This is a genomic window from Pseudomonas sp. GL93, from assembly GCF_003408955.1.
In the GTDB taxonomy this organism is placed as follows: domain Bacteria; phylum Pseudomonadota; class Gammaproteobacteria; order Pseudomonadales; family Pseudomonadaceae; genus Aquipseudomonas; species Aquipseudomonas paracarnis.
On record NZ_NKRF01000052.1, the window covers coordinates 1 to 11,967 of the forward strand.

An 11,967-nucleotide genomic window follows, 5' to 3' on the forward strand; every position below is an offset into this window, starting at 1 on the left:
GAAAACTGTAGGAGCGAGCTTGCTCGCGAAGATCGTTAACGATGACGCGGGAAGCCTGGCGCCCAGCGGGGCTCTCAGGTTTTTCGCGAGCAAGCTCGCTCCTACAGAGAGTTGACCGGGGATATTCTCAGGGCAAAAAAACGCCCCGAACCAGTCGGGGCGTTTTTGCTACCACTTGATCAAAACATCAATCAATGGTGATGACCGCCTTCACCGTGGACGTGGCCGTGAGCCACTTCTTCCTGGGAAGCGTCGCGGATGGCCACGATCTTCACTTGGAAGTTCAGGCGCTGGCCAGCCAGAGGGTGGTTGCCGTCAACGGTGACGTCGTCGCCGTCCAGGTCGCGGATGGTGACGATCTGCATTTGGCCGTCCGGCGCGGAAGCGTGGAACTGCATGCCCACTTCCAGCTCATCAACACCTTCGAACATGCTGCGGCTCAAGGTGCTGACCAGTTCGGCGGAGTATTCGCCGTAGGCATCTTCAGGTTCTACGGCGACGGTCAGTTCGTCACCGACGTTCTTGCCTTCCAGAGCCTTTTCCAGGCCCGGGATGATGTTACCTGCGCCTTGCAGGTAAACCAGCGGCGCGCCGCCGGCGGAGCTGTCGATGACCTCACCAGCGTCGTTGGTCAGGGTATAGTCGATGGAGACAGCCTTGTTAGCGGCGATCGTCATGGGGCGAGACCTTTTGCAAAAGAATGAAGAACGGACAAGTCTAAACAAGGATTTGCCCGAAAGCGAACGGAACCCGGACGGACGGGGCCGATCAACGGTCACGATCACAGGTTTTCATCAGGACGACGATGGGCACTGGGTGGCCGAGTTGTCCTGCGGCCACACCCAGCATTTGCGCCACCAACCGCCCTGGCAGTCGCGCGCCTGGGTGCTCGACCCCGCGCAACGCCTTGAAAAAATAGGCCAGGCCTTTGCGTGCGGCTGGTGTGCGCAAGGGCACGAATAACGATAACCTTGGCGCCTGATTCGCGGTAGGCACTCACCCATAGAGCGCCACCCAAGCCAGGCACCTCCAGAGAATTCGCATGCAGACTTTTTTTATCGCGCCCACCGATTTTGGTGTGGGTCTGACCTCCATCAGCCTTGGGCTGGTGCGCACCCTGGAACGGGCCGGCCTGAAAGTCGGTTTTTTCAAACCCATCGCCCAGCCACACCCAGGCGATACCGGGCCGGAACGCTCCACCGAGCTGGTGGCGCGCACCCACGGCCTGAAACCGCCGCAGCCACTTGGCCTGGCTCACGTAGAGCGCATGCTCGGTGACGGCCAGCTCGATGAGTTGCTCGAAGAGATCATCACCCTTTACCAACAGGCAGCCGTAGGCAAAGACGTGCTGATCGTCGAAGGGATGGTGCCGACCCGCAGCGCCAGCTACGCGGCACGGGTCAACCTGCACCTGGCCAAGAGTCTGGACGCGGAAGTGATCCTGGTCTCAGCGCCGGAAAACGAAGTGCTCACCGAGCTTTCCGGCCGTGTGGAATTGCAGGCCCAACTGTTTGGCGGCCCCAAAGACCCGAAAGTGCTGGGCGTAATCCTCAACAAGGTACGCACCGACGAAAGCATGGAAGCCTTCTCGGCGCGCCTCAAGGAGCATTCGCCGCTGTTGCGCAGCGGCGATTTCCGGCTGCTCGGCTGCATCCCCTACCAACCCGAGCTGAATGCCCCGCGCACCCGCGACGTGGCCGACCTGATGGGCGCGCAGATCCTCAACGCCGGTGACTACGAAAGCCGGCGCATGACCAAGATCATCATTTGCGCACGCACCATGCGTAACACTGTCGAGCTGCTCAAACCCGGCGTGTTGGTGGTGACTCCGGGAGATCGCGATGACATCATCCTCGCCGTCAGCCTGGCCGCCATTAATGGCGTGCCGCTGGCCGGGCTGCTGCTGACCAGCGACACCCTGCCCGACCCACGCATCATGGACCTGTGCCGAGGCGCCTTCCAGGCCGGGTTGCCGGTGTTGTCGGTGAGCACCGGCTCCTATGACACCGCCAACCAGCTCAATAGCCTCAACAAGGAAATCCCCATCGACGACCGCGAGCGCGCGGAAATCATCACCGATTTCGTCGCCAGCCACCTCGATGCGCGCTGGCTGCACCAGCGTTGCGGCACGCCACGGGAGATGCGTCTGTCGCCGGCGGTGTTCCGTTACCAGTTGATCCAACGCGCCCAGGCGGCCAACAAACGTATCGTGCTGCCCGAAGGCAGCGAGCCGCTGACCGTACAGGCCGCCGCAATCTGCCAGGCCCGCGGCATTGCCCGTTGCGTGCTGCTGGCCAAGCCTGCGGATGTGGAGGCCGTTGCCCGCGCCCAAGGTATCGACCTGCCCGAAGGTCTGGAGATTCTCGACCCCGACCTGATTCGCCAACGCTACGTGGAGCCAATGGTCGCCTTGCGCAAGAGCAAAAGCCTCAACGCGCCCATGGCCGAGCAACAACTTGAAGACACCGTGGTGATCGCCACCATGATGCTCGCCCTCGACGAAGTGGATGGCCTGGTCTCCGGGGTGATTCACTCCACCGCCAACACCATTCGCCCGGCCCTGCAGCTAATCAAGACCGCGCCGGGCTGCACCCTGGTGTCGTCGGTGTTCTTCATGCTGTTCCCCGAGCAGGTGCTGGTGTACGGCGACTGCGTGATGAACCCGCACCCAAGCGCTGCGGAACTGGCGGAAATCGCCCTGCAAAGCGCCGACTCGGCAGCCGCGTTCGGCATCACGCCACGGGTGGCGATGATCAGCTATTCCAGCGGTGACTCGGCCAGCGGCGAGGAGGTAGAAAAAGTCCGCGAAGCCACCCTGCTCGCCCACGAGCAACAAAGCTCGCTGCTGATCGACGGCCCGTTGCAATACGACGCCGCCGCCAACGAAAACGTCGCCCGACAACTGGCGCCCAACAGCCAGGTGGCAGGCAAGGCCACCGTCTTTGTGTTCCCGGACCTGAACACCGGCAACACGACCCACAAAGCCGTACAACGCAGCGCCGATTGCGTGAGCCTGGGGCCGATGCTTCAGGGGCTGCGCAAGCCGGTCAACGACCTGCCGCGCGGCGCCCAGGTAGACGACATCGTGTACACCATCGCGCTGACCGCGATCCAAGCCGCCAACCGACCCATGGATATCTAAATGCTGGATTTTCTACCTGCCGCCGTGCGCGGGGTGATCGCTTCGTTGTTGCTGGCGCTGAACACGATCCTGCTGTGTTCGTTCCTGTTCATCGTGGCGCTGTTCAAGGCGTTGCCATTCGCCAAGCGCCTGAGCGAATGGCTGATGAACCACACCCACGAAGCCTGGGTTACCAATAACAAGGGCTGGATGAACCTGGTACGACGTACGCGCTGGCACCTGACCGGCCTTGAGGGCCTGGACTACCAGCACTCGTACCTGGTGACCAGCAACCATCAGAGCTGGGTCGACATCATGGTATTGCAGTACGTGCTCAATCGGCGCATTCGCCCCCTGAAGTTCTTCCTCAAGCAAGAGTTGATCTGGGTACCGGTGATTGGTCTGGCGTGGTGGGCACTGGGCTTTCCCTTCATGAAGCGCTACAGCAAGGCTTATTTGGAGAAGCACCCGGAGAAGAAAGGCAAAGACCTGGAAACCACGCGCAAGACCTGTGCGAAGTTTCGCGACAACCCCGTGGGGATTTTCAACTTTGCTGAAGGCACACGCTTTACACCGGGCAAGCATGCGCAGCAGCAGTCACCGTTTCGCTACCTGCTTAAACCCAAGGCGGGCGGTATTGCGTTTGTGCTGGATGCCATGGGCGAGCAGCTCAAATCACTGGTCAATGTGACCATCCACTACCCTGCCGGGCGCCCAGGCTATTGGGATTTGCTGTGCGGTAACGTGAAGGAGGTGGTGGTGCACTTTGAAGAGGTGCAGATCCCGGCTGAGTTCATCGGCAAGAATTATGAGCAGGATGGGGACTATCGGCTGGCGTTCCAGGGCTGGATCAACCAGTTGTGGCAAGACAAGGATGCATTGTTGGAACAGCTGCACAAAGACTTTCCTGCCAGCCGCTGATCAACATGTGGATGCAATTTAATGTGGGAGCTGGCTTGCCTGCGATAGCGGTGGATCAGCTAAGGATAAATAAACTGACAGTCCGCCATCGCAGGCAAGCCAGCTCCCACATTGCCCGCGTCCACATTTGAGAATATGTAAAAAGCCCGCCACCGGGTGACCGGTGGCGGGCTTTTTTGTGCGGCAATAAAGCTTAGATCGCGCCGCGCTGACGCAACAGTTCCAGCACTTGCTTGACGCTGTCTTCCAGCGACAACGCCTGGGTGTCGATCACAAGGTCGGCATTCAACGGCACGTCATACGGGAAGGATTCGCCAGGGATGTTATCCCCACCGGCCGCGTACAAACCTTGCGGGTCACGCTCGGCGCACACCAACGGCGATGCCTGTACGTAGACGGTCAGCAGGCGATCGGCGCCAATCAGCGCCTTGGCCTGCTCACGGCCTTCGGCATCCGGCGCAACGAAGGCTGCCAGGGTCAGCAGGCCGGCTTCGTTGAACTGACGCGCCACGTGAGCGGCACGACGCCAGTTCTCGGTACGCCCGGCCCGGTCCTGCGGCAACCCTTTGTTCAGGTCGTGACGCAGGTTCTGGCCGTCCAGCACGAACACCGCACGGCCCATGTCGAACAGCTTGCGCTCGACCGCATAGGCCAGAGTGCTCTTGCCAGCGCCCGACAAGCCGCTGAACAACACCGTGGCCGGCTGCTGGCCGAAACGCAGGGCGCGCTCTTCGGTGGCGACATGCGCCAGGCTGCCGTGCTGCGCAGCGCCGCCATGACCCACCGGTGGCGCGATGATCATGCCCGCGGCCACCGTGCCGTTGGTCAAGCGGTCGATCACGATGAACGCGCCGGTGGTGCGGTTGCTGTCGTAACCGTCCAGGGCGATGGCGGCGTCCAGGCTGACCTTGACCCGGCCAATCTCGTTGAGCTGCAGCGAGCTCGCCGGGCCTTCGGCCAGGGTGTTTACGTCCACGCGGTGCACGATGCTGGTGATGGAACCCGGCACGTAGCTGGTGGCGCGCTTGATGTCGTATTTCTTGCCCGGCAGCATCGGTTCTTCGGCCATCCACACCAGCATGGCGTCGAAGGCGTCGGTCACTTGCGGCACGTTGTCGGCATGCACCAACAGGTCGCCACGGGAGATGTCGATCTCGTCTTCCATGGTCAAGGTCACGGCCTGGCCTGGGCCTGCGTGTTCCAGCTCACCTTCAAAGGTGACGATGGATTTGACGCGGCTGCTCTTGCCCGACGGCAATACCACCACTTCGTCGCCCTTGTGCACGATGCCGCTGGCCAGGGTGCCGGCAAACCCACGGAAGTTCAGGTTCGGGCGGTTGACGTACTGCACCGGGAAACGCAGGTCGGTGTAGTTGCGATCATTGGCGATCTCGACAGTCTCCAAGATCTCCATCAGCGACTGGCCGGTGTACCAGGGCGAACGCTCGCTCTTGTTCACCACGTTGTCGCCCTTGAGCGCCGACATCGGCACGAAGGCCAGGGTGCTTGGCTTGAACGCGATACCTTCGGCGAACTTCAGGTAATCGGCCTTGATCGACTCGAATACGCTTTGGTCAAAACCGTTGATGTCCATCTTGTTGATGGCCACCACGATGTGTTTGATCCCCAGCAACGAGGCGATATAGCTGTGGCGACGGGTCTGGGTCTGCACGCCGTAGCGGGCGTCAATCAAGATGATCGCCAGGTCACAGGTGGACGCACCGGTGGCCATGTTGCGGGTGTACTGCTCATGGCCGGGGGTGTCGGCGATGATGAATTTGCGCTTGGCGGTGGAGAAATAGCGGTAGGCGACATCAATGGTGATGCCCTGCTCACGCTCGGCCTGCAGGCCATCGACCAGCAACGCCAGATCGATATCGTCACCGGTGGTGCCGGACTTCTTCGAGTCGCGGGTAATGGCTTCCAGGTGATCTTCGTAAATCATTTTGGAGTCGTGCAGCAGGCGCCCGATCAGGGTGCTTTTGCCGTCGTCGACGTTGCCGCAGGTCAGGAAGCGCAACATCTCTTTGCGCTCGTGCTGGCCCAGGTAGGCGAGGATGTCCTCGCTGATCAAATCAGATTGATGCGACATGACAGCCCCTTAGAAATAGCCTTGACGTTTTTTATCTTCCATCGAGCCTGCACCATCGTGGTCGATGACACGGCCCTGGCGCTCGGAAGTTCGCGTCAGGAGCATTTCCTGAATGATGTCCGTCAGCGTCTCGGCTTCGGACTCCACCGCGCCCGTCAACGGGTAGCAGCCAAGGGTGCGGAAACGTACTTTCTTTTTGACGATGCGGGCTTTGTCTTCGTCGGACAGGTGCTCGAGGATGCGGTCGTCGTCGATCATGATCAACGTGCCGTTCTTCTCGATCACCTCGCGCTCGGCGGCGAAATACAGCGGCACGATCGGGATGCCTTCCAGGTAGATGTACTGCCAGATGTCCAGTTCGGTCCAGTTGGACAGCGGGAACACGCGGATCGACTCACCCTTGTTGACGTTGCCGTTGTAGACGTTCCACAGCTCCGGGCGTTGGTTCTTCGGGTCCCAACGGTGCTTGCTGTCGCGGAACGAGTACACGCGCTCTTTGGCACGGGATTTCTCTTCATCGCGACGGGCACCGCCGAATGCTGCGTCGAAACCATGCTTGTCCAGCGCCTGCTTGAGGCCCTCGGTCTTCATGATATCGGTGTGCTTGGCACTGCCGTGGGTGAACGGGTTGATGTTCTGCGCCACGCCATCGGGGTTGATGTGGGTGATGAGGTCCAGGCCCAGCTCCTCGACCATCTTGTCGCGGAACTTGTACATCTCCTGGAATTTCCAGCGAGTGTCGACGTGCATCACCGGAAATGGCAATTTGCCCGGGAAGAAGGCCTTGCGTGCCAGGTGCAGCATCACGGCGGAGTCTTTACCGATCGAGTAGAGCATCACCGGGTTATCGAACTCGGCGGCGACCTCGCGGATGATGTGGATGCTTTCCGCCTCCAGCTGTTTCAGATGCGTCAGTTTGTCGACCATGGTTACTCACGGAAAAACGATCTTATGGACGGCCAGCGGGCCGTGTTCGAGCGAGGCATGCTAGCACAGCAACTTCTTCTATTTAGGGCACCGGCTAGACCGAAACGATATATGAATATACCGCCGAGTTTGGCGCTCAACTCGGTCAATGTGGGAGCTGGCTTGCCTGCGATACAGGCGCCGCGCTGATTCAGGCTGACCGAGGTGATGCCATCGCAGGCAAGCCATAATGCCAGTCAGTTAAGGCTTTTGTAGGAGCGAGCTTGCTCGCGAAAAACTCATAGGCGCCGCGTTCATTCAGGAAGCACGCGTTATCGTTGCGGTTTTTCGCGAGCAAGCTCGCTCCTACAGAGGGCGATGCACGCTTAACTGACTGGCATTAAGGCAAGCCAGCTCCCACAGTGTTCAGTGCTGTGCTTTAGATCGGATTGGGGCAGTCGATGAACAGATGCTCCAGGGCAAAGCGCCGCGCCAGGTAGTCGCCTAACGCCTGCACGCCGTAGCGTTCGGTGGCGTGATGGCCGGCGGCGATGAAGCTGATGTTGTTTTCCCGGGCGCTGTGGAAGGTCTGTTCGGATGCTTCACCGCTCAGGTACAAATCGACACCGGCGGCAATCGCCTGGTCGATGTAGCCCTGGCCGCCACCGGTACACCAGCCAACGCGGCGAATCATCTCGCTGCCTTCGATCAGCAGCGGTTCGCGGCCCATCACCTCCTGCACGCGGCGGGCGAAGTCACGGGGTGACAAGGGCTCGGCCAGGGAGCCGACCAGGCCGACGATTTTTGGGTTGCCGGGGTCCAGCGGGCCTTCGACGGTGATGTCCAGGTGGCGAGCCAGTTGCACGTTGTTGCCGACATCGGCGTGCAGGTCCAGGGGCAAGTGGTAGGCCAGCAGGCTGATGTCATGCTTGAGCAGGGTTTTGAGGCGGCGCTGCTTCATGCCGGTGATGCATGGGTTTTCGCCCTTCCAGAAGTAACCGTGGTGCACCAGCACCAGGTCGGCCTTGGCTTCGACGGCGGCGTCCAGCAGGGCTTGGCTGGCGGTCACGCCGCTGACGATGCGTATCACTTGGGGCCGGCCCTCGACCTGCAGGCCATTGGGGCAGTAATCGGCAATTTTGGCGCTGCCGAGGTAGCGGTCGGCTTCCTCGACGAGGGTAGTAAGGGGCACGGCCATAAAAGACTCCTAAATATCCCGTTCGCAGGCGTCACAGCCTCGTATAATGCGCGACATTATGGGCGCTCTCCCGCCCCCTGCAACCTGTCAGGACTTACTTGATGCTCAAGGCACTGCGTTTTTTTGGATGGCCATTGTTGGCTGGCGTGCTGATCGCGATGCTGATTATCCAGCGTTATCCCCAGTGGGTGGGCCTGCCCACACTGGATGTGAACCTGCAACAGGCGCCGCAGACCAACACGGTGGTGCAGGGTCCAGTGACCTATGCCGATGCCGTGGTCATCGCCGCCCCTGCGGTGGTCAACCTGTACACCACCAAGGTCATTAACAAGCCCGCGCACCCGTTGTTTGAAGACCCGCAATTTCGCCGCTATTTCGGTGACAACGGCCCCAAGCAGCGCCGCATGGAATCCAGCCTCGGCTCCGGCGTGATCATGAGCCCTGAAGGCTACATCCTCACCAATAACCACGTGACCACCGGCGCCGACCAGATCGTGGTGGCCCTGCGTGACGGCCGCGAAACCCTGGCCCGCGTGGTGGGCAGCGACCCGGAAACAGACCTCGCGGTACTCAAGATTGATTTGAAGAACCTGCCGGCCATCACTCTCGGCCGCTCCGACGGTTTGCGCGTGGGCGATGTGGCGCTGGCCATCGGCAACCCGTTCGGGGTGGGGCAAACGGTGACCATGGGCATCATCAGCGCCACCGGGCGTAACCAGTTGGGCCTTAACAGCTACGAAGATTTCATCCAGACCGACGCGGCGATCAACCCCGGCAACTCCGGCGGTGCGCTGGTGGACGCCAATGGCAACCTGACCGGCATCAACACCGCGATTTTTTCCAAGTCCGGCGGTTCACAGGGCATTGGCTTTGCGATCCCGGTGAAGCTGGCGATGGAAGTGATGAAGTCGATCATCGAGCACGGCCAGGTGATTCGCGGCTGGCTGGGCATTGAAGTACAGCCCTTGACCAAGGAACTGGCCGAGTCATTCGGCCTGACCGGGCGTCCAGGCATCGTGGTAGCGGGGATCTTCCGCGACGGCCCGGCGCAGAAAGCCGGCCTGCAACTGGGCGATGTGATCCTCAGCATCGACGGCGCCCCGGCGGGTGATGGCCGCAAGTCGATGAACCAGGTGGCGCGGATCAAGCCGACCGACAAGGTGGCGATCCTGGTGATGCGCAACGGTAAGGAGATCAAACTGTCGGCGGAAATCGGCCTGCGCCCACCACCGGCGACCGCGCCCGTGAAAGAAGAGCAATAACCGTCGCGACCCAAGCGCCCGTTCGCGGGCGCTTGTAAGGCTACATTTCTTAGCGATTCATTCTCATTAGGCATGTTATATTGTTTCAATATCGCTATTGGAACGCTCTATCATGCCGTCTCGAAAGTTTGTACCCTTGGCCGGCCTGGCCCTGGGTTTGCTGCTCGACCCTGCCTACGCCGAAGAAAACACTCTGGAACTGGACACCATCAGCGTCACCTCCGACGCCTATGAGTCCGCCACCGGCCCGGTCGACGGCTACCGTGCCACCCGCTCTGCCAGTGCGACCAAGACCGACACGGCTTTGCGCGACATCCCGCAATCGATCAGCGTGATTCCGGCCACGGTACTCAAAGACCTGGGCAGTACCAGCGTTGAACGCGCCCTGGAATTCGCCGGCGGCGTATCCAAGCAAAACAACTTCGGCGGCCTGACCCTCTACGAATACAGCGTGCGCGGCTTCACCACGTCCGAGTTCTACCAGGATGGTTTCAGCGCTAACCGCGGTTACCCCAGCACCCCGGACGCAGCGAATATCGAGCGCATCGAAGTGCTCAAGGGCCCAGCCGCCAGCCTCTATGGGCGTGGCGATCCCGGTGGCACGGTGAATATCGTCACCAAGAAGCCCCAGCCCGAACCCTTCACCACATTGCAGACCAGCGCCGGCAGTTGGGACCGCTACCGCACCGCGCTGGATGTGAATACGCCGCTGGACAGCGAGGGGCGCGTGCTGACGCGAGTGAACCTGGCCGTTGAAGACAACCACAGTTTTCGCGATCACGTCGACGCCAAGCGCGTGTTCGTCGCGCCCTCCTTCAGTTGGCAGTTGGACCCGGACACCACCCTGCTGGTGGAAAGTGAGTTCGTGCGCCACAGTTCCACCTTCGACCGAGGCATCGTCGCCAACACCGGCATGTCCCATTCCACTTTCCTCGGCGAGCCCAACGACGGCAATATCCGCAACCACAACAACCGCATTCAGGCAGCGTTGGAACACCACCTCAATGACGCCTGGAAACTGCGTCTGGCCAGCCACTACAAGCAAGGCAGCCTGTGGGGCGATGCTTCGGAAAGCCGGGCGTTGAACGCAGACGGCCACAGCGTCAATCGCCGCTACCGGGAGCGCTCCACGGGCTGGCATGACAGCATCACCCAGCTGGAACTGCGCGGGGTGTTCGATATAGGCAGTTGGCAACATGAACTGTTGATCGGTACCGAATACGAGGATTACCGCAAGAAAGAGCGCGTGACGGCGATCGCTGGCGACTATCCCATCGACATCTACAAGCCGGTGTATGGCCAGCCCAAACCCAACGGCAAACGCTCCGGCACCGACTTCTTCGAACAGACCAAAAGCCACGCACTGAACCTGCAAGCCCAGATCATCTTCACCGACCGCCTGCGCGGCATGATCGGTGCGCGCTTCGAACACTTCGAACAAAGCACCGACGACTTCACCCGCAACCACGCAAAGGGCCGTCAAACCCACGACGCCTTCACTCAACGTGCCGGCCTGCTCTACCAGCTCACGCCAGAAGTCGGCGTTTTTGCTAACGCCTCCACCTCGTTCAAGCCCAATAGCGGCCTGGATGCCGGTGGCAAGTCCTTCAAGCCCGAAGAAGGCGTGGGTTATGAGGTGGGAATCAAGAGCGAGCTGTTTGACGACCGCCTCAGCGCCACCCTGGCGGCCTTTCATATCGAAAAGGAAAACGTGCTGACCCTGGACCCGGCGACCAACCTCAACCGCGCCATGGGCAAGGCCCGCAGCCAGGGCTTCGACCTGCAAGTAACCGGGCAAGTGACCGACGCAGTCCGCGTGATCGGCGCCTTGGCCTACATCGACGCCGAAGTGACCAAGGGCGACAAAACCATCCCCACGGGCAGCCGCATTCTCGGCGTGGCCAAGCGCAGTGGCAGTGTGTTGGGTGTGTATGAGTTCCAGGACGGCGCGTTGCGTGGCTCAGACCTGGGCGCAGCGTTTACCTATGTAGGTGACCGCTCAGGCGAAGCCGGCACAGGCTTCGAACTGCCCGCCTACCACACGGTGGATTTGCTGGCCCATTACAAGGCCACGCAGAACGTGACGGTGGGGCTGAACCTCAACAACCTGTTCAATGAAAAGTACTACGAGCGGTCCTACAGCAACTATTGGGTCAACCCCGGCGAGCCGCGCAACTTCACGGTTAGCCTGACCCTTAGTCTGTAAATACAGTCAAATTGTGGGAGCTGGCTTGCCTGCGATAGCCATAGGTAACCACGATGCGAAGCGAGCCGCTCTTGATCTTGATCTTAGGCGCCCCGTTAAACCACGCTGGCCGGAATTCGACAGTGATTTGGGGGGTAAACCGGCAGGGATGCCGGTTTAGCCGCCCCGCGCCATGGATGGCGCGTGGCGGCGGCCCCCAAATCACTGGCGGATTACGGGCACACCGAGCCAAAGCGAGGTGCCGAGTGGTGGGGCAAGAGC

Annotated in this window: 9 protein-coding genes; 5 read left to right on the forward strand and 4 right to left on the reverse strand. The window is 60.8% G+C overall.

All coding sequences use genetic code 11. The features are described from left to right. Positions 1–191: 191 nt before the first annotated feature. Entirely contained in the window at positions 192–677 is a 486-nt protein-coding gene (locus CER19_RS08345; RefSeq protein ID WP_003188398.1) for a peptidylprolyl isomerase, read from the reverse strand. Between CER19_RS08345 and CER19_RS08350 the strand changes: the two genes are divergently transcribed. The 3 genes from CER19_RS08350 to CER19_RS08360 all read left to right on the forward strand — a co-directional run bounded on the left by CER19_RS08350 (position 676) and on the right by CER19_RS08360 (position 4,042). After that, entirely contained in the window at positions 676–963 is a 288-nt protein-coding gene (locus CER19_RS08350; RefSeq protein WP_078802457.1) for a DUF3565 domain-containing protein, read from the forward strand. The two genes, CER19_RS08345 and CER19_RS08350, sit on opposite strands and share 2 nt — an antisense overlap. Before the next feature lie 79 nt (positions 964–1,042). Further along, positions 1,043–3,142 carry a phosphate acetyltransferase gene (gene pta / locus CER19_RS08355; RefSeq protein ID WP_003188396.1) on the forward strand — a complete coding sequence of 700 codons (2,100 nt, stop codon included), beginning with the start codon at positions 1,043–1,045 and terminating at the stop codon, positions 3,140–3,142. After that, positions 3,143–4,042 (forward strand): acyltransferase, encoded by a 900-nt coding sequence (locus CER19_RS08360; protein ID WP_116666069.1) that lies wholly within the window; start codon positions 3,143–3,145, stop codon positions 4,040–4,042. It begins immediately after the preceding gene. A 193-nt stretch (positions 4,043–4,235) separates the two neighbouring features. Here the strand turns inward: CER19_RS08360 and cysN are convergent, their stop codons facing one another. From cysN to CER19_RS08375, 3 genes are all read right to left on the reverse strand, one after another. Beyond that, positions 4,236–6,134: a sulfate adenylyltransferase subunit CysN gene (gene cysN, locus CER19_RS08365; protein WP_003188392.1), complete on the reverse strand. Its 1,899-nt coding sequence runs from the start codon at positions 6,132–6,134 to the stop codon at positions 4,236–4,238. A gap of 9 nt (positions 6,135–6,143) precedes the next feature. Beyond that, on the reverse strand, positions 6,144–7,061 hold the full coding sequence (gene cysD / locus CER19_RS08370) for a sulfate adenylyltransferase subunit CysD (protein ID WP_016971196.1): 918 nt from the start codon (positions 7,059–7,061) through the stop codon (positions 6,144–6,146). A 418-nt stretch (positions 7,062–7,479) separates the two neighbouring features. Further along, a complete protein-coding gene (locus tag CER19_RS08375) occupies positions 7,480–8,238 on the reverse strand; it encodes a Nif3-like dinuclear metal center hexameric protein (RefSeq protein WP_116666070.1) in 759 nt (252 codons plus the stop codon). Between the two features lie 101 nt (positions 8,239–8,339). Between CER19_RS08375 and algW the strand changes: the two genes are divergently transcribed. Both algW and CER19_RS08385 read left to right on the forward strand, forming a co-directional pair. Beyond that, positions 8,340–9,500, forward strand: a complete 1,161-nt coding sequence (algW, locus tag CER19_RS08380) for a Do family serine endopeptidase AlgW (protein ID WP_003188388.1) — start codon at positions 8,340–8,342, stop codon at positions 9,498–9,500. A gap of 112 nt (positions 9,501–9,612) precedes the next feature. Beyond that, positions 9,613–11,706 (forward strand): TonB-dependent siderophore receptor, encoded by a 2,094-nt coding sequence (locus CER19_RS08385; protein WP_116666071.1) that lies wholly within the window; start codon positions 9,613–9,615, stop codon positions 11,704–11,706. Positions 11,707–11,967: the final 261 nt, after the last annotated feature.